17 protein-coding genes and 1 pseudogene are annotated in these 17,623 nt (G+C 64.3%); 9 read left to right on the top strand and 9 right to left on the bottom strand.

Translation table 11 applies throughout. From position 1 onward, the window contains the following. Together ACFYRX_RS37210 and ACFYRX_RS37205 are read right to left on the bottom strand one after the other, a co-directional pair. Positions 1 to 494, bottom strand: a pseudogene (locus tag ACFYRX_RS37210) (hydrolase); the annotation flags it as partial. A gap of 272 nt (positions 495 to 766) precedes the next feature. Then, positions 767 to 2,521, bottom strand: a complete 1,755-nt coding sequence (locus ACFYRX_RS37205; protein WP_389109837.1) for a cellulase family glycosylhydrolase — start codon at positions 2,519 to 2,521, stop codon at positions 767 to 769. Positions 2,522 to 2,845: 324 nt separating this feature from the next. On the opposite strand from ACFYRX_RS37205, the gene ACFYRX_RS37200 reads away from it, so the two are divergent. Continuing rightward, positions 2,846 to 3,400: a hypothetical protein gene (locus ACFYRX_RS37200; protein WP_389109834.1), complete on the top strand. Its 555-nt coding sequence runs from the start codon at positions 2,846 to 2,848 to the stop codon at positions 3,398 to 3,400. 46 nt (positions 3,401 to 3,446) lie between these two features. Here the strand turns inward: ACFYRX_RS37200 and ACFYRX_RS37195 are convergent, their stop codons facing one another. Next, positions 3,447 to 4,058, bottom strand: a complete 612-nt coding sequence (locus ACFYRX_RS37195) for a hypothetical protein (RefSeq protein WP_389109831.1) — start codon at positions 4,056 to 4,058, stop codon at positions 3,447 to 3,449. A gap of 130 nt (positions 4,059 to 4,188) precedes the next feature. Between ACFYRX_RS37195 and ACFYRX_RS37190 the strand changes: the two genes are divergently transcribed. After that, positions 4,189 to 4,650 carry a very short patch repair endonuclease gene (locus tag ACFYRX_RS37190; RefSeq protein WP_389109829.1) on the top strand — a complete coding sequence of 154 codons (462 nt, stop codon included), beginning with the start codon at positions 4,189 to 4,191 and terminating at the stop codon, positions 4,648 to 4,650. Here the strand turns inward: ACFYRX_RS37190 and ACFYRX_RS37185 are convergent. The 4 genes from ACFYRX_RS37185 to ACFYRX_RS37170 form a co-directional block, all read right to left on the bottom strand. Continuing rightward, the gene (locus ACFYRX_RS37185) at positions 4,582 to 5,928 is read right to left on the bottom strand and encodes a DNA cytosine methyltransferase (protein WP_389109827.1); all 1,347 of its coding nucleotides are present in this window, start codon (positions 5,926 to 5,928) and stop codon (positions 4,582 to 4,584) included. The genes ACFYRX_RS37190 and ACFYRX_RS37185 overlap by 69 nt on opposite strands. A gap of 144 nt (positions 5,929 to 6,072) precedes the next feature. Then, entirely contained in the window at positions 6,073 to 7,890 is a 1,818-nt protein-coding gene (locus ACFYRX_RS37180) for a DEAD/DEAH box helicase (RefSeq protein ID WP_389109869.1), read from the bottom strand. Beyond that, positions 7,887 to 9,311 (bottom strand): hypothetical protein, encoded by a 1,425-nt coding sequence (locus ACFYRX_RS37175; RefSeq protein WP_389109824.1) that lies wholly within the window; start codon positions 9,309 to 9,311, stop codon positions 7,887 to 7,889. Before ACFYRX_RS37175 ends, ACFYRX_RS37180 begins: the two co-directional genes overlap by 4 nt. A 19-nt stretch (positions 9,312 to 9,330) precedes the next feature. Next, entirely contained in the window at positions 9,331 to 10,023 is a 693-nt protein-coding gene (locus ACFYRX_RS37170) for a hypothetical protein (RefSeq protein ID WP_389109822.1), read from the bottom strand. 256 nt (positions 10,024 to 10,279) lie between these two features. Here ACFYRX_RS37170 and ACFYRX_RS37165 point away from each other — a divergent pair, with 256 nt between their 5' ends. Beyond that, positions 10,280 to 11,128, top strand: a complete 849-nt coding sequence (locus ACFYRX_RS37165; protein ID WP_389109819.1) for a hypothetical protein — start codon at positions 10,280 to 10,282, stop codon at positions 11,126 to 11,128. Between the two features lie 555 nt (positions 11,129 to 11,683). Continuing rightward, positions 11,684 to 12,385 carry a hypothetical protein gene (locus ACFYRX_RS37160; RefSeq protein WP_389109816.1) on the top strand — a complete coding sequence of 234 codons (702 nt, stop codon included), beginning with the start codon at positions 11,684 to 11,686 and terminating at the stop codon, positions 12,383 to 12,385. 104 nt (positions 12,386 to 12,489) lie between these two features. Here the strand turns inward: ACFYRX_RS37160 and ACFYRX_RS37155 are convergent, their stop codons facing one another. Beyond that, positions 12,490 to 13,125, bottom strand: coding sequence for an ATP-binding protein (locus ACFYRX_RS37155; RefSeq protein WP_389109813.1), 636 nt, complete (start codon positions 13,123 to 13,125; stop codon positions 12,490 to 12,492). A 219-nt stretch (positions 13,126 to 13,344) separates the two neighbouring features. Between ACFYRX_RS37155 and ACFYRX_RS37150 the strand changes: the two genes are divergently transcribed. From ACFYRX_RS37150 to ACFYRX_RS37130, 5 genes are all read left to right on the top strand, one after another. Next, the gene (locus ACFYRX_RS37150; protein ID WP_389109811.1) at positions 13,345 to 14,190 is read left to right on the top strand and encodes a helix-turn-helix domain-containing protein; all 846 of its coding nucleotides are present in this window, start codon (positions 13,345 to 13,347) and stop codon (positions 14,188 to 14,190) included. Beyond that, positions 14,191 to 14,418 carry a DUF397 domain-containing protein gene (locus tag ACFYRX_RS37145; protein WP_389109809.1) on the top strand — a complete coding sequence of 76 codons (228 nt, stop codon included), beginning with the start codon at positions 14,191 to 14,193 and terminating at the stop codon, positions 14,416 to 14,418. It begins immediately after the preceding gene. 75 nt (positions 14,419 to 14,493) lie between these two features. Next, complete coding sequence (locus ACFYRX_RS37140) at positions 14,494 to 16,215, top strand: hypothetical protein (protein ID WP_389109806.1); 1,722 nt, start codon at positions 14,494 to 14,496, stop codon at positions 16,213 to 16,215. Then, complete coding sequence (locus ACFYRX_RS37135; RefSeq protein WP_389109804.1) at positions 16,212 to 16,760, top strand: hypothetical protein; 549 nt, start codon at positions 16,212 to 16,214, stop codon at positions 16,758 to 16,760. The genes ACFYRX_RS37140 and ACFYRX_RS37135 overlap by 4 nt, the downstream gene beginning before the upstream one ends. 39 nt (positions 16,761 to 16,799) lie before the next feature. After that, positions 16,800 to 17,312 (top strand): nucleoside deaminase, encoded by a 513-nt coding sequence (locus ACFYRX_RS37130; RefSeq protein ID WP_389109802.1) that lies wholly within the window; start codon positions 16,800 to 16,802, stop codon positions 17,310 to 17,312. A 46-nt stretch (positions 17,313 to 17,358) separates the two neighbouring features. Here the strand turns inward: ACFYRX_RS37130 and ACFYRX_RS37125 are convergent, their stop codons facing one another. Continuing rightward, a complete protein-coding gene (locus ACFYRX_RS37125) occupies positions 17,359 to 17,544 on the bottom strand; it encodes a hypothetical protein (RefSeq protein WP_389109800.1) in 186 nt (61 codons plus the stop codon). Positions 17,545 to 17,623: the final 79 nt, after the last annotated feature.

The raw sequence follows: 17,623 nt of genomic DNA, 5'->3' as shown, positions 1-17,623 counted from the left end.
CCGTCGCTGTTGCGGTCGGCGCCGGTGTGGTCGGAGATCATGAAGAGGCCGCCGCCGTTCTTCACGAAGGTCATGATCGCCGTCTTCTCGGCGGCGGTGAAGAGCGTGTTGGGCTCGGGCAGGACCAGGGTGTCGAAGTTCGACAGGTCGGTGGCCGAGGTGCCGCCGTACGTGAGGGCGCTGGTCGAGGTCTTGAGGCTGTAGGAGCCGGTCTTCTGAAGGGCGACGCCCCAGGAGGAGAGGGCGCCGGTCCAGTCGGTCTCGGCGGTGGGCGATGCCTTCTGCCCGGTGGGGTCGGGCTGGCTGGTGGAGATGATCCAGTCGGCGTTGCCGGCCGTCTCGGCGTGGGCGTTGTCGAAGAGGACGCGGTGGGTGGTGGCCGCCGCGGCGGGGGTCGCGGCGGACGCCTGAAGGGTGGCGCCCGCGGTCAGCAGACCGAGGACGGTGAGGGCGGTGGTGAACCTGCGGGGGGTGGTGGTAGCGAGGCCGAGCATCGCGTGAACCTCCGTGTGTGGGGGGCGAGTTGGGAGTACGGAACGCCGGTGCGGGGGCCGGGTCTTCGCGCGTAGAACAGTGGACGGATTATTGACATGTCCACCGCTCAACACAGCCAGGACGGTACACAGAAGATCACCGGGGTCGGCAGGGGTGCCGAGGGGTTCACGTAGACCTCTTATGGACCTCTTACTCGCGGACGCCCTCCGCCGGGCCGGAGGTGAACGGCGTGGTGGCCGCCCCCTGGAGGTCGGCCACCACAGTCTCTTGTTCAGGCGGAGGTGCCCGTGACCGCCGTGCCGGACCTGGTCACCGTGTACGTCAGGATCGCCCCGCTCCAGAAGTGGAAGGTGAGGGTCACGGGGGCACCGTCGGTGACCTCGCCGAAGAACGCGCTCGGCAAGGTGATCGTGTCTGCGGTGTAGTCCACCGTGAAGGCCACGTTGAACTGCTTGTACGTCGTCCAGGACTGCGGACCGGCCGGGCTGCCGTCGGCGTAGACGGCCTCCATGGTCGCCAGCTTGTCCCCGTTGAACGCGGTGGGGATCACCAGCGAGGTCGTCGTACCCGTCGCGCTCGTCAGGACCGGCTTGTCGTAGGTGATGACGTTGACGGCCCAGGGAATCCCTTCCGAGAACCGGAGTGACAGGACGGCGTTCGTGCCGTACTCCTGCGACGCGGTCAGCCGGCCGAGCGTCGCCGCCGCGATCGTCAGCGTGCTGCCGCTGACGGTGTAGTCCACACCTCGGACCAGGGGGCGGGCGCCGACGACATCGATCCTCGTCAGCCGGGTGCCGTTGAGGTTCAGCGTGATCGCCGCGTCCGTCGGGGTCCTGCCCTTGGGCACGAAGAGCTGATCGGTGGACGCGGTGCCGGAGCGCCCGGTCCAGCTCGAACGTATCTGTGCGTAGAGGCTCGGGTCGTTCCACTGCATGGTGCGGCGGTCGAAGCGACTGCCGTTGTCCCACAGCATCGTGGTCAGGCCCCGGTAGCGCGCGTAATAGCCCAGATACTCGAGGTACTTGAGCGTCTCCCCCTCCTCGACCGTGCCCGGGCCGGAGTCCCAGCCGAGCAGCCCGTACTCACCGACGACCACCGGGATCCCCTTGGCCACGAAGGACCGGTGCAGCAGGTCGAAGGTGTCGGTCAGGTCCTGCTGGGTGGCCGCGTTGAAGGTCGTGTAGCCGGCGAGGTTCACGCTGAACGGCCAGAAGCTGTAGTAGTGGATCGAGGCCACGAGGTGCGGGTCGTCGAGCGCGGCGAAGGTGGCGAGCAGGGTGTCGATCTTGGCCTGATCCGGGGTGTCCCCCAGGGTCGGCATGACCAGCAGCCGGTCCTTATTGCCTCCGCCGGTCGCGCGCACGATGGAGTGGAAGGTCGTGTTGAGCTCGTTCATCAGAACGGCGTTCTGCGCATCGCCCGAACTGCCGTTGAAGAAGGGCTCGTTGATGCTCTCGAAGAGCAGTCGGCGCGGTTCGTCCCGGAAGGCGGCGGCGATCTGCTGCCAGGTGGCCGTGTACTGGGCGAGGACCGCGTCATGCTGGACCGGCATGTTCGGCACCCACTGCCACGCGTCGCCGTGCATGTTGATCAGAACGTAGAAACCGTCGGCCAGGGCCCAGTCGACCACCTCCTTGAGCCTGGACAGGAACGCCGGGTCGAGGGTGTAGGCCGGAGCCGGGCCCTCGTGCTGGCCCCAAGTGACCGGGATCCGGATGCTCTTGAACCCCTGCGCCTTCAGTCTGCGGAAGAACGCCCGGGTCACCCGCGGGTTGCCCCACGCCGTCTCGTCGGCGCCGATGGCCTCGAAGCTGTTGCCCAGATTCCAGCCGGGCTGCATGTCCGCGACCACGTCCAGCGCGGACGCCGACGGGGACGTCGACGCGGACGCCGACGCGGCGGGACCGGTGGACCGGGAAGCGGCCTGGGCGGCCTGGGCGGTCGATGGGGAGGCCAACGCCGCGACGGCGAGGGCCGCGGAGGTCGTCATGGCCTGGCGACGAGTGAAACCGGCTGAACTCGGCATAGAACTCTCCATTGAGTCGAAGACCTGCCCTCACATCGAAGGCGCCGACTCAACAACTCAACGTCGAAGCGCTTCGACACGTTGCGGGAGCCTAGCGCAGGCTGACAACGGAGAGAATGGGCTGATCCATATGGAATCTAGGTCGTGCTCGAAGGTTGTGCGCGTCGAAGCGCTTCCCTGCGGCGGGGCGTCAGTAGCGGTGGTCACGCGGCGAGGGATCTCGCGGGAGGATCTCACGGCTTCTCTGTTCAACCGTCGCCAGTTCCCCGCGGGGCACGCCATCCCGGTGACGGTGTGTGGTCACCGGGATGGATAATCCCCCGCATGGACCAGGGACTTGCGGCGCTGCTGGGTGCAACGGTGGGCGTTGTCGGCACAGTTGCGGCGTCGGCGATCTCCAGTGGGTCGACTCGACGGCAGTTGGAGGGGCAGGCCAGAGTCGAGCACTCCCAGTGGCGCAGACAACTGCGGCGAGACGCGTACAGCGCCTTCCTGGCACCGGCCAACGAGTCTCGCAGCGCTCTGAAGATGGCTGGACGAGCCCTGGTCGGCGACGCCCCGGATCTGGCGGAAGCTGATCGGCGGCTCCAGATCGCGCAAGATCAGTTGGTCCTGGTGCAGGCGGCTTGGGCCAGCCTTGCAATCGAGGGGCCCGAGCCGGTGGAGCGGGCCGCCCACAGCGTCCACCAAGGGCTCCACTCGATGCATACGACGCTTCTCGCCTGGCGCGATTCCTCGGGCGCCCCGGATCGCAACGTCAACCTCGTGGAGCGTCACGCCGTCGAGGTGACCACGGTCTCCGAGCGCCTCGGCAGTTTCACGTCGGCCGCTCGGGCCGCCCTGGACGACACGGACCTTCCGCCAGGCAGGCGCAACTGAGGCTGCGCCACCGCCAATTGGACGGACGGGCAGACGGCCCGCGTGGTCAGCGGCCTGAAGGGCCGACAGCACGTAGTGCGCGCCCCGCGAGCCAGACGGCGATCCGTTCCCTGAACTCGCGGTTGACGTAGGGACTGTCGTAAGCCGCTACCTGCTCCAGGTGCCGCAGGACGTTCTCCGAGCGGTCCGGATGAGGCACCGCGAGCACGTCAACCCCGACCTTGCCCGTCGAGGCATGGACGTACACACTGCAGTCGAGAGCCATCATGGCGAAGCCCGGGTGACCCGCGTGAACGCCCAGGAACGCCGATGCCGCACCCCGGCCCATGATGTCCCAGCGTTCCAGCAGCCGGACCCGAGTCCAGACCGCCGGCGCAGTGTCGCTGTCGCCATGCATGTGCCGCAGGGCGCCCTGGTGCGACCGGGTGCCCTGTGGAAGCTGTACGAGGAACTCGCGCCGGTGATCGAGAAGGCCCGAGGACACGGCGAGGTCGTACCAGTCCGAATTCAGCCGCTCGACAAGCCGCGGGGTGCCGTACCGGTGGGAGAAGCCGCCGTCCACATCCTCGGCACCATAGCCATGCACGAACGGCATCACACCGTCCGGCACGGCATCCGGAATCACCTCGAGCCCGGCCCGCCACAACGGCCGATACACTTACGCTCGCGCTCCCGAGCACCCATCGACCACCGCTCCTGTCACCCTGCGGCGGCGGGCCATGTCCTCGACTCAATGATCAGCAGAGTCCCATGCTTCACATTCGCCTCACCGCACTACGCTCTGAAGCATGTCCGAAGATGCCAAGTGGGAAGCGCCAGAAGGCTCCTGGGCTTCGTCCGCCGCCCGCCGCCGCAATATGCAAGCAATCCGCAGCCGTGACACGCAGCCAGAAAAACTGATCCGCCGCTTGGTGCACGCCCGAGGATTGCGTTACCGCGTAGCCGCGCGACCTCTCCCAGAGCTCCGCCGCACGGCCGACCTAGTGTTCCGACCAGTTAAGGTTGCCGTATTCATTGATGGATGCTATTGGCACGGCTGCCCGGAACACTATGTGCCACCGAAAACGAATTCGGGTTACTGGTCAGATAAGGTCGTCCGCAACGTGGAGCGGGACCGTGACACGGACAAGCGGCTCACAGAAGCCGGATGGCTCGTTCTTCGATTCTGGGAGCACGAATCATCAGAAGCTTGCGCTAACAGAATTTCCGCCATGATCCTTGCTCGCCGCACCAGTCCGCGAGATACCTGAGACAGCGAGCGACATCTGCTCCGAGGGGCGACGGCCCTCCGAGGCGCCGTCATCCATCTCATAATACTTGAGCAGGCTTTCGCGCTGCTCCGGCTGGAGAACCGCAGCAATAGCACGACCGACGGCTTCGGCAACAGGGGGAGGAAACGCGTTGCCCACCTGGCGGTACTGGGCAGTCTTTTGACCCTGAAAATTCCACCCTTCCGGAAAACCCTGAATGATGGCAGCTTGGGCAACCGTCAACATTGGCCCAGCAGGGCGGAAGAGATCCCGCTCCGGATCGCAATTCTCAGGCGCATTCGCGACTCCCATCGCATTTACGCCCATATACTCCCACGCCCGCTTGGCCCTGGTCGGCCCGAGGTCAGCCCCTCCGTGCTTCTTCGACCCTCCCACCAGGGTCGGCGCAACACCCTTACCTGCCTTCACCGCCTTTTCGGCCTCACCTCGCCAAGTATTATAAATATCTTCCCCCGTCCTATCCCCTGCCTTCGGGGTCCGCCCCTCATAGTTCTTATTCCAAAATTCCATACAGCGCGACTTCATGCTTTGGTCGAGCTCACCAAGGACTGTTGCCGGCTCCCCCTTCACCCGCAACGGCCAAACAAATTCGGCACCATTTCTTTCGAGCACATCTTTTCGGATCGCAACGAGAATAGCGCGGGGGCGCAATTGCGGAACGCCAAAGTCGCTCGCATCTAGCCTCCGCCAGACGCTCCGCATCTCAATATTCTGCTTCTCGGGAAGCCAGTAATCTCTAATCTCCGGAACCGCATACCCGTAGCCCCGAAGCCTGTCCAGGATTCTCTTACGGTAGTCGATAAAAACCTCCGGAGGCTCGAGGATCCCCCGGACATTCTCAATCATTACAGCTTTTGGCCTGAGCGCATCAATGATGTCCAGGGCGGCTGGGAAGAGATCCCGTTCATCATCTTCCCCTAGTCTCTTTCCCGCCAAAGAGAAGGGCGGGCACGGCACGCCGCCTGCAAGCAGGTCCAAACCTTCTGACTCAATTCCAAGATTTGCATAAAGGTCGGACTTCAGGAAATCCTTCACATCCATTGGCTTGAGAGCGCTTGCCCGCTTCTTATTCCACCCGGGCCAACCACTGACATTAGCTTTGAGTGTGTCCACCGCGTGACGGTCCCATTCCACGAGAGCCAGGTGCTTGAACCCAGCCCCATGCAGGCCGACGGCTTGCCCGCCTGCCCCCGCACAGATCTCTACTGAGGTCAACGGGGGGGTGATCTGGGGGCGCGGTCGGGCGCTGCGGCGCATGGCGCTCCTTCCTAGGCGGCGGAAAACTAAGGTAAGTCTGGCAGAGGCGATGCCCATATGCATCGCCCCTGGTCCCGACAGTGTTCCACTGCCCCACCTTCCCGTCCCAGGCTGGGGCCCCACACCACGAGGGAAACCTGAGCCTCAGCCACCGTCCATGTGTCTCAACAGCGCCTCGATGTCACTAGGCGCCAAGCCCGCCGCAACCGCCGGCTCTTCCTGGAGGTCGGCCAGCTGCTGCACAGTGGGATCGTCGAGGATCCTCCCCATGAACTCAATCTTTTGATCGAGGCGAGCTATCACGACCTCATCAATCGTGTTCCTGGCAGCCAACACCGTCACCCTGGTTTCCGTGCCTGGTGCAAGGCCGAGGCGATGAATCCGGTCGACGCTCTGAAGGTATCGGCCTGCCATGAAGTCACGATCTATATACACAGCGTCATGACAGACATGGTGAAGGCTGATGCCTTCTCCCAGCGTGGCCGGGTTGGAGATCAGCACAGTGCAACTCGGATCCTCGCGGAACCTTCGCAACTGCTCATCCCGGTCAGGAGTGCCTCCATAAACCACGGCAGGGCTGTACTTCTCCAGCATGTGCTCCAGCGTTGTCAAACTACGCACGAAGGTCGTCCACAGCAACGTTTTACGGCCCTTGGCCGCATTCTCTGCGACGATCGCCACCGCTTCCTTGTACTTAGGCGACATCTCATAGTCCGGGAGATTCTGCATGAGCGAGTACAGCGAGCTGCCTTCAGGAACATCCAGCGGTGGCAGCTGGTAGGCGAGTGGCTCATAGCGACTTCCGCCTTCAAGGAGCAACGCTGGGCTCGTAGCCGCCATGAGAAGCCGCAGCGCCGTTCTCCCAAGAGCGCTGAGGTCGTCCCTGGCATTCCCGCTGTTCATACCGCCCACAAGTGCGCCATAGATCTCGTTGTGCAGAGGCGGCATGTCAACGTACCTGATTGCCAGCCATACCGGAGGAAGGCCCAGCTCTTGTTTCGTTGTCCGCGTAAACAGGGGACGAAGGACAGAGCTGGCATGGGCAAGATCTCCGCCGGCCACCGCTTGGACGACCGTGCGCTGGCCGTGCCCTGGCCACACGAAGCCCAGCAGGTTCTCCAAGTCCTTCGATCCGTTCGGGGCCGGCGTACCGGTGAGAATCATCCGCCGCTCAGCCAGAGGCCCAAGGGCCATGCATGCCGCTCCGTAAGTTCCGCGAGCCCCCAGCTTCATGCGGTGCGCCTCATCGAGGATGATCATTGACGGCCCCGCCTTCAGCCAGTTGGCCAGCAAGGGCAGCGAGCGGTCCAGCCGTTCATAGTTGACGATCAGCACTTCCGCCCACTGATCCATCGACCCGTCGAGGACGTGGGTACGCAGTGGATAACGGAAACACACGGCTGTCTCATAACGCCACGACTCATACGCCGACTTCGGGCACACCACGAGAAGGCGGCTCACCTTTCCCAGATTCTTCTGGGCTGCGTACACGGCGAGAGCGACGCGCGTCTTTCCTGCACCGGGAACGCTGAAATTAGCCCCATGCTGCAGAGAGAGCAACTTGGTGATATCGCGGAGCTGGAACTCGCTGAGCTCAGCTTCCCAGGTATCCCCCAACAAGTCCGGAACATCGCTGGATGCGACCTCGTTTAGAGACGGAGTTCCAGTGAGCCGATCCCTGACGGATTCGGCGTCCTTGACCACGCCCACTACAAGATTTCGCAGCTCAGGAGCCCACTCGACTCCCTCGCGATGGGGCCAGCCACTGAGGATGGTTAGGTCAGAGAGAAGTTCGTCAAGGGCGACGGAGGCTGCGAGGGGGCCCTGCTGGCCACCCGTTCGGAAACGGGCGGCCAGTTGGACAAGTGCCTGCTGGTATTGATCGGTCGTCCTCAGAACAACGCGGGTACGCGTCTCGTCGAACCCCAGGCGCAGGGACGTCTCGGTCGTGCTACCAGTCACTGGGAGCCTTCCGAAACCGCGGCTTCCAACAGCCACGCCACTCCATCGCCGGGGTTGGGAAGGCCGCGTCCGGCTTGCTGAGCAAGCTTCCGGAGACTGCCCTTGAGTTTCAACACCGCCTCGTCGAAGGCCTCTTCGTCCAGACTGTGCGAAGAGCGCGCCTGGACAAGATCCATCACGCACTGGTCGATACTCGCGCAGGCCTCCGCAAGACGGGCAGGTGCCAGCTGCTTGCGCTTCCGCAGGCGGGCATTACGGCCGGCCGCCTCGATCGCGCCATCGAAAGCATCCTTGGCCTCATCCAACACTGCCTGTTCCTGAGCCTTCTCAGTGTCGAGCAGCTCGGGCTTGCCACTTCGGACAGCAGCACTGGCACGGAGGATCCGGTCGTTCAGCGCCCTCGCTTCGGCCACAGCAGAGGAAGCGGCGGGAACGGCCAGGTCGAGGCCGGGGATGGCCACAGTATCGACCGGGGCTGAGATGGCTTCGCCGCTACTCGGTAGCTGCTCTCCCAGCCCTTCCGTCAGGAAGGGCTCGTCGATGTATCGCACATCCGTCTTGGAGAAGTCGAGGAGGATCGCGGCCAGCCGCCATTCCTTCAGTACCTCTGCCTGGTCCCGGTCCACCGCCTCCAGCTTCACGAAGAGCCGGTGCAGCTCCTTGAGACGTTCCTGCGCCCGTTCGAAGTCAACCAAGCGCAGGGCTACGCCCCCTCCGCTCGTACTGCGGGCGATCAGCTCCCGAATGGTGCTGAGGATCCAGCGTTCCTGGTGATACGTCTTCACCTGGATCCGGAAGTCCTTGGCGATCTGATCCTGCGTACGCCCGAGAGAGGCCTGCTCCTCCATCGCCAAAAGGCGGTTAATGTACGAGTAGGACCGACGGTGGTCCTTCCGCAACTGCAAGGACAGCTCAACAGCGTTGATGTCCGCCCATGTAAACGACTCAGGTAGGACTCCCACCCGCATCGCCTGCGCACCGAGTTCCCGAAGGGCAACGGCTCGCGTGTTGCCGTTCACCAAGACGCCGTGATGTGTCACGAGCCCCGGGTCGTTCTGGCCGAACTGTCCGAGGCTCTCTTTGAGCTTGTCGAAGTCCGGGTCTCGCAGATTCGGGTCGGTGGGCGAGGCAGGGATCAGGAACTTGAGGTAGTCCTGGCTCTCAACGCTCCACGGGTCCGTCTCCAAGGCCTCATCCTGGACCGGGTCGTAGCTGCGCTGAGCACGGATCCGGTGCGTGCTCGGGTTGAGGTAGAGCCCGTTGAGCGGAAGGTCGATGACCTCGACGTGAGCCTGCTGTTCGTTCCAGTCAACTGTGACAGTCTCCCTGGTGCCACTGGCAGTCTTAACCTCCGCGACCTTCTTCTTGATCAGTTCACTGAACTCGTCCGCACGCGGCGGCGGCGGGAACTCCCGCAGCATCGCAATTCCCCGTTCTTGTCTACTTGTCCATGTCGTCGAGCGCTTCAGCAAGAGCCTTACGCGATTGCTCCGGGAGTGTCCGATAAATTCCCCACACCTTGTCGATAGGGCTCAACGTGCGCTGGTCAGCAGTGATCCAGCCGGCGAAGATCCGCCGCTCGATGGGTGCGAGATTTTCCACGAGTTCAAGCAGCGCTTCGAGGTCGACTTCCCGGTCCGCGCCGCCTCCCACGCCGCATCGCCTGCACTCGGTGACCAGTTGGAATTCAATCTCTCCGCCAGGTAGCACGACCTTGCGCCTGGCTACATTCAGCTGGGACTGCTCGACGCTGTCCCCGTACTCCTCACCGGAAGCGATACCGCACGACCTGCACAGGAAGTTGTCGCCTCGCATGACCTTGGCCCGCTGCGCCGCCGTAATGCTGGTCTTGTGCTTGGGCGCCTTCGCCAGGCCCGGGATCCAGACCTCGGCTCCCTTAGCGACATACCGCTGCTCCTGCTGCTGCAGCGTGGGGTCATCCCGACTCGCATGGATCGTCCAGCCGTAATCACGCAGGTCGCGGAGCCGTCTGTCGATCTGAGAGAGGTTCGGGAAGGCTGCGCGAAGCCGCGCCTTGGTGAAGGTATTCCCTTCACCAACTTCAGACTCCAGCCACAGTGCCCCCCGGACCATGCTTCCCAGCTTTTCGTTGCGCCACGAGGGCAGCACCATTGAGCTCCTCCGGTCGACTCGACTTGGCTCGTATAGCAACCAGCGCACCGATCCATAGACGGGCACTGAACGGCACACGGCAGACGAATCTGCGGCCCACCGGTATGCGGATGACTTACCTATGTGACACCCGAGCCCGAGCAGAAGTCCAGAGGATCACGAACTTGCGCGCTAGGTAGCAAGAAGCACAGCTGCCACACCCGCAGCACTCGGGCACAATTGCTGGAATCACCAGACGAGTTGAGAGGTTGGCAGCATGGTTCAGCACGGGGGCGGCAAGGGCAAGGGCAGGAGACTTTGGACCGACAAGGTCATCCGCAGAGACGTACCTCCTGGCAGAAAGGCCCTGGCTGTGGCTCTGCAGGTGCTTGCTCGCCACCTGAAGAAAGACCCCAAAGAGGGAGGTAAGCCACCTACGCAGAAGGAAGCCGCGAATCGTCTAATTACCAGCGAGAGTTCCCTATCTCGCTTCCTCCAAGGCCGTTACGTCCCAGATTTGAGTGTCGTAAACGCTCTGTACGCGGCGGCCTGCGCCGATGCTGGCAGCCCTGACCGCGTGGGTGTCACGCGCGGAGAGTTGAATGAGGTACACGCGAGAGCAGAGGCCGAACGGCGGTGCCGCCGATGCGCCAGCCTCAGCAAGGACACCGAACTGGCGCGCGCCGAGGCCGATGCACTCCGGCGACAGCTGAAGGAGGCGAAGAACACTAAGGCCGGCTTGCAGGCACGTCTCATTACGCTCTCCCGCCCGACTCCGCTGCCGGTCCCCCGCCGACGGAGGGACCGGCAGCGGATGACGAGAGACACAGGTGCAGCACGGCAGGTAGCACAGCGGGTGCGGGACCTGCAGAACCTAGGCGCTCACGGCGAGGAACTCGCGCTCACGCTGCTGAGGCAGACCACCACGGAGGTCCTGAGCCCGGTCGAGACTGCATTCACCCTCGCTTCCCTTCGCGCGGAGGAACAACATCAGCTCGCCGACAACCTGATTCACATCTACGGCCGGGACCAACCCGATCAGGACGTGATGAATATCGCCCTAGCCCTACACGAGCTGGGACTCGCCGCCGACGCCGGCGCGATACTGCGCTCCGCCGTGGGATGACATGCCGGCGCCGAACAGCACGTCAAGGAGACAGGGGTCAGCAAAAAGTCCACCAACCTTGAGAGGGGCACGCGAAGTTGGGCGATCACCCTTGGGCCAGCTCCCCCGTTGGCGCGATAGGCGAATCAGCATCGTCGGCACGGCCCTGGGCCCCCCGGCATGATCTCGCAGCCAGGGCACACGAGGGGACGGGGCACATCTACCCCCTGGAGCCGCCATCCAGCAGCCGGCCGCTACCGAGGCGTCCTCTCCTCATCACGCCAGGCGTCCCGGAGGCGACGCAGAACGGTGATGGCCCTCTCCGCCTTAGCCGACAGCGCGGGAATCTGGTCGAGAACGTAGTTCAGGAGAGCGACGACGCTGCGGAGCGCAACCAGCACGACTCCTGCGACAACCACCATGTTCATCAGTACCGCGACCCTCCTCAAGTTGCCGAACGCTGCCGGACGAGGCCGTCAGCGCCGCTAGACCGGGCCGACGGTACATTAGTTCGAGCCGTCACCGCTATGGGGTACAGTCGGCAACCCATAGAGGTTCGCCGGACAGGAGGAAGCCATGGCAGACGAGCGCCCCGTGCGGCGGTCATCGAAGGTAAAGGTGGCCGAGTTTCTGGCAGGTATCGGCGAGGACACCGTCTTCACGAAGTTCCAGCTCTTCGATGGCGTTCCTGGCGTGGCCCAGGTGGATCGCCGGATGCGCGATCTGCGTGATCTGGGCTGGCAGATCGACAACTACAAGACCGACCCCCGACTCCAACCCGACCAGTACCGCCTCACGACTATCGGGACTCGTATTGACCTGGGTGAACAGCCAAAACAATCCCCCCGGCAGCGCATCTCTCCCGCTCGACGCCGAGAAGCACTCGAACGGGCCGGCCACCTCTGCCAGACGTGCGGCACACGCGCCGGTGAGCGGTACCCAGATAGCGATCAGACAGCAGTGCTCAGCGTTCGCTTCATCGACCCGACCCCGCCCGTAGACACCGACGTAGCAAATCTCAGCGTGGAATGCCAGCAATGCATTGCCGGGATCAGGGCTGCCGGAGCCGCTTCATCTCCGAAACCAGACGACGTTCTGACGCGCACGCTCAGCCTCAACAGCCGCGAGGAGAAGCGACGGCTCTACCGGCTCATGCAATCTGGTCGACCGGAGCGAGACGAAGTTGACCTGATCTTCGCTGGCTGGCTGCGATTGGGGCGCGACGACCGAGTGGAGGTGATGCTGCAACTCGCAGGAGCGCTGATCGAAGAGGACTGAATCCCTACCACATTCATCAGGGCTCGCGGCTCACCCTGCGATCTCCCCTCAATATTTGTCCGCCCCGTCAGCGTTCGACGGGGCGGGGTGGGATCGGATGCTCCTCAGGCGGCCCCAACCTCCTTCTCGTAACGGGTCTGGACGCGATCGAGGAAGTCGTCAGGGTCATGCCCGCGAGCAGCAGTCCAATGAAGCAAGTCCGAAATCAGCTCGATCGCAGACTCTTCCAAGACTGCAGCAGCCAAGCGCCGCCCGGGCACGTCGGCCGCTCTGCGAGACCTCTGATAGTCCGCAATCGCATCGACAGCTCGCGCAATGCGTAGGCAATCACCGCCTCGGCCAACACGGAGCTCGCACCACACCGCCTTACCCGTTGCCGACAGCACCGTGCCCCAGTCGACTGCGAGCGAGGCGAGAAGGTGCAGACCCCGGCCACACTCCTCGTCGCAGCCTGTCGATTTGGTCTCCGGCACCACCTGGCTCTTGTCGTGAACTTCAAGCCGCAGCCGCTCCCCTCTCCACTCAAGAATCAGAGTCGCCGACACGCCTTCGCCGACATGCTTGAAGACGTTCGTCGCCAGCTCCGTAACGAGCAGCTCTGTCTCCTCTGTCGCTGCGGACACGCCCCACTGGCTCAGCTGCTTGGCGGCGGCCTTCCTGAGGAGGCTCACTTCCGCCGGCACTGCCTCGAAGGGCAGGACACAGCGGAGTTGGGGCTCGGACCTCTCGTAGCCGGGCATGGCCACTCCTCCCTCCCAAGCCACACAGGTGCTGCGCCTGCCGTGTTCACACGACTGCACTGTGTAGCGGTCTGCGAGCGAGCATGGCACAGAGAAGTCTCACTGTGTAACTTCTCACGAGAATCCATCGAGTGAATCTGATGGTGAGTCCGGCTCTTTCCTGCCTAGCCTGATGAGGATCTCCGGGCTTGCCGACCCGGTACTTGACGGAGGAGCCGCATGCCCGAACGGACCACGACCCGACGTCGTCAACTAGGCGCGATGATGCGCAAGTTGCGTGCCCGCAAGGGGCTGACGCTTGAGGACGCCGGAAAGCTGGTCGGCGTTTCCAAGGCAACGGTGAGCAGGTACGAGACGCAGGCCGGGCCGGTCAAGTGGATCGTCATCGATGCGCTTTGCCGCGAGTACGGAGCAACTGAGGCCGAGCGGACGGCGATTGTCCGGCTCGCCAAAGATGCGAAGCAGCAAGGCTGGTGGAGTTCCTTCGCCGACTCCATCCCAGAGAGCATGAACCTGCTGCTCACCCTGGAGGACGAGGCGGTGCACGAAGGCCACTTCGCGTGCGTGTACGTCCCCGGCCTCCTTCAGACCCGCGCTTACAGCACCGCCTTGCAGAAGGCCAACGAAGTCCCTCTCGAGCCGGCGGAGATCGAGCGACTGGTCGACATCCGCATGAAGCGGCAGGAGATCCTCTCCCGTCCGAAGCCGCCACGTCTGTGGGCCATCCTCGATGAGTCCGTGATCCGCCGTCTCGTCGGGTCACCGGAGACCATGAGGGAGCAGCTGGACCGGCTGCTCGAAGCCAACGAGTCACCTCACATAACGCTCCAGGTCCTGCCCTTCTCCAAAGGAGCCCACGCTGCTGCGCTGGGAAGCTTCGTCATCATCGGCGGCGCCGAGCCGGGCCTCGACGTCGTGTACGTCGACTTCCACACCGGATCCCTCTTCCTGGAGAAGGACAAGGAACTGGAGCGATACAGACTTGCGTTCGAGTACCTCCGGGCTCAAGCGTTGGACATGGAAGCCTCTTCCGCCATGATCCATCGCGCACGCAAGGAGCTGTGAATGCCTGTCGGCCCGCAGACTGTTTCTGAGCCTGTCTGGTTCAAGTCGTCGTACAGCGGCGGCAACACGACCGAATGCGTCGAAGCCGCGATCGTCCCGTTCGGTGTACTCATACGGGACTCGAAGCGCCCCAAGCATCAGCGGCTCGCAGTGTCAGCGGTGTGCTGGGCCGAGTTCCTGGCGAGCTTCAACTTGCCGCACCGAGCGGTCGACTCCGAACCGACCTGATCACCTGTTGGCAACCCCCGTCATCCCTGAAAGAGTTGAGCGACACCACCGAAGCTCAGGGGACACGGAGCGACAGTGCAGGTATGGAGACAGATCTGGCTGTTCCTGTGTGCCGTGGGGCTCGCGTTCGTCGCGTTCGCCTATCCCCGTAGCCATGACGACGTGGTCGACGCCACCCAGTTCAGCATCGCGTTCTTCGCGACGCTGCTGACCGGTGAGGCGGTCATCTTCGCGCTGACCTTCTCCGCGGCCAGCTCCTGGCCGTCGTTACGGGCGATCGACGGGCACATCGCGTTCCGGGAGTGGGTGCTCATCGGGTGGTTCGCGGCGCTGTTCACCGGCTGTGGGCTGCTCGGGGACAACGCCGTCAGTGCCACCTACGGCGCGCTGCTGTTCCTGCTGGCGAACATCTACGGCGTCTTCTCCTTCGTACAGCTCTTCGGCCTGGCCAGCATCGGCGGCCGTAACCAGCTGCTCCGGCGAACCCTTGCCGACGCACTGGCTCGGCAGGGAGGCGGCAGTCGTCGCGGTTCGCCTTCCGCCGGGCTTGAGCACGATCCCATCGTCAACTCCTATCTGGGGACCCTCAGTCAGGCCGCGACCGGCAACGACCCGACCGCCATCCGGCATCTCGTCGACCAGTTGGTGGAGACCGAAGTGCCGGTCGAGGCCGTCGACGACACCATCACCGTTCATCTCGATGTGCTGCACCGTCTCGTGCGGGCCACGCTCGCCGGCGGCGCCGACCCGATTCAGGTCGTCTCCTGTGCGCACTCGCTCATCGAATCGGTGATCGGTCACTGCAGACGGCTGCGCGACCCCGCTCCGCCGCTCGGCGCCCTCAGCCGTTACCTGGCGTGGCTCGCCAACACGGCTCTGCTCATGTCGGTCCGGGGCGTCGCCTCCAGTCGGGCCGCCCGTGAGCTGGCCGCGCTCACCACCGACGCACGCCTGAAGGTCCTGCGATGCGTCGACCCCGATCCCAAGTCCGCAGCCCACCAGGACGAACTCGGCTCCATCCTCACCAGCCCACTCCAAGTATTGCTGTGGACAGGCGACTTCACCGAGTTCCACGGAGCCCATCAGGCCAGCGCGCTGTACGGGACGTACGAGATCCTCACCGGCACCAAGTTCATGGGGAACTACTGGGACGGGGCCTCCATCCTCACCCAACTGCGCCGGTCCCTCTACGGCGGTCACGGCCGCGTCTCCACCCCGGAAGCCGACGCCGCCCGGCGCGCCTTCGGCCCGGTGGAGGACTACGACCACTTCTGGGCGCTCGGCTCGGTGACGGCGCTCGCCACCCTGCGCGATGCCAGGCTGCCTCACCCGCCGGAACTCATACGGCCCGAATTCACGCCCGACCACCAGTTGTTGGGTGCCTATCTGCGCACTTTCGCCACTCACCGTTACTTCACGACGGCAGCCCAGGCTCGCGAGGCCCTGCTGAGTCTCGTCTGCCGCGCCGACCCTCCCGGTTCGACCCCCTCGGAGATACGGCAGGCCCGAGGCGGCCGTACCTACAGGCTGCCCGTCCCTCTGGTCGATCCTCAGCAGCGGCCGGCCGCGATGGTCCTCGCCGTAGCCTGCCGTCTGGCCCCGCTGGCCCCCGCCGAGAGTGACTCCGAACTCCGGGATTTCCTCGCCGTACTCCCGGTTCCTGCCCTGCAGGCGACCGCCCGTCTCGCCACCCGTGTGCTGCCCGGAGCCGCCGGCGAGATCGACCCCGTCGAGGCCGTCGTCACCGGCCTGGCCGTCCTCCAACTGGTCGGCGCCCACACCCGGGAGGGATCGTGACCGACCCCGTCATAGACACGGCTGCCTGGCGCGAACGTCTCGCCGAGCTGGAAGTTCCGGACGTGACCGCCGCCGTGGTCGTGCAGTGCGACCAGGTCTGGCTGCAACCCGAGTTCACGGCCTTCCGTAACGAGGTCGACCAGGCTCTCATGACCGCTCAGCTGCGACGCGACGGCCATCTCGCCATCACACGCGTCATCCTGCACAACCTCCCTCTCACCCGCGACGCCATCTCCCGTCAGGCCGGTGTCGACCGGGCTTTCGCCGAGTGGCACAGTCGGCTGTCCGCAGCCGGAGTCCTGCTCCACCCGGCCAACTCGTCCACCGCACCGCGTATCCACCGGCTCATACTCCGCGGCGACCAATCCGGCGCAGACATCCCGGATATGGTCGAACTGCTGAAAAACGGGGACTGGACCGACCCCCACAAAGCCGAACTGGCGTTGCACACCGTCGCCCTCGCCGGAGCGACCACGCCACTCACCGGCTACGACATGGATTTCGACGGCCCCTTCGGCGACGCTGATCCCTCCATCTACATGTGAATGCACCCGTAGCCGACTGACGGAACACTTGGAGAAAAGGTGCCCTACGCTCCCGAGACCCCCCAGGACCACGACTTCCTCACCCAGGCCATCGAACTGTCCCGCCACGCGCTTGAGGACGAGGGCAAGACGCCCTTCGGCGCGATCGTCGTCATCGATGGCGAAGTCGTAGCCACCGGTACCAGTTCGGTCGTAGAGCTGCGCGACCCCACAGCACACGCCGAAGTCATGGCCCTGCGTGCCGCCGGTACGAAACTCGGGCGCCATCTGATGGAAGACGCCGTGATGTACTCGAGCAGCGAACCGTGCCCCATGTGCCTGACCGCCTGCTACTGGGCACGCATCCCCCGTCTCGTGTACGCCGCCACCAGTCGCGACGTTGCCGTCAACGGCTTCGAGGACTTTCAGTACTACCGCGAGCTCGCTCTCCCCAACGCCGAACGCACCCTCCTCGCGGAGACCTCCGCAGGTGGCGAAGCCCGCGAGATCGCGGCGTCGGCCCTCGCAGGCTGGGCGGACAAGCTGCCTTTCCCTGTCGAGCCGAAACTCTGAGGTCTCCGGCGGTCGTTCCTCTTGATCACTTCGGTGGTCAACCGTTTCAGGCGCAGTTCGATACAGCGCGGCCAACAGTGAGCGCACGGAACGCCGAAACGCCCGGACCCGCGGCGCTGGAGGGGACGTACGCCTTGCCGTTCCGAGTCTGCTGGTACCAGCGGATCACCTCGTCCTGGATGTCTTCCGTTCCGGTGGACAGCCGCTGCTGCCACGGCACCGAGCTGGTCACAGAGGGCTCCCATCGATTGCAGGGGTGATTAGTTCTCGGTCATACCCGTTCCGGTGGAGCGTGGGTCACCGACGTGAGC

It is taken from the genome of Streptomyces sp. NPDC005374 (assembly GCF_042872225.1).
Taxonomy (GTDB): Bacteria; Actinomycetota; Actinomycetes; order Streptomycetales; family Streptomycetaceae; genus Streptomyces.
Note: the sequence above shows the minus strand (reverse complement) of the source record. Positions and strands in the feature narration are given on the sequence as shown.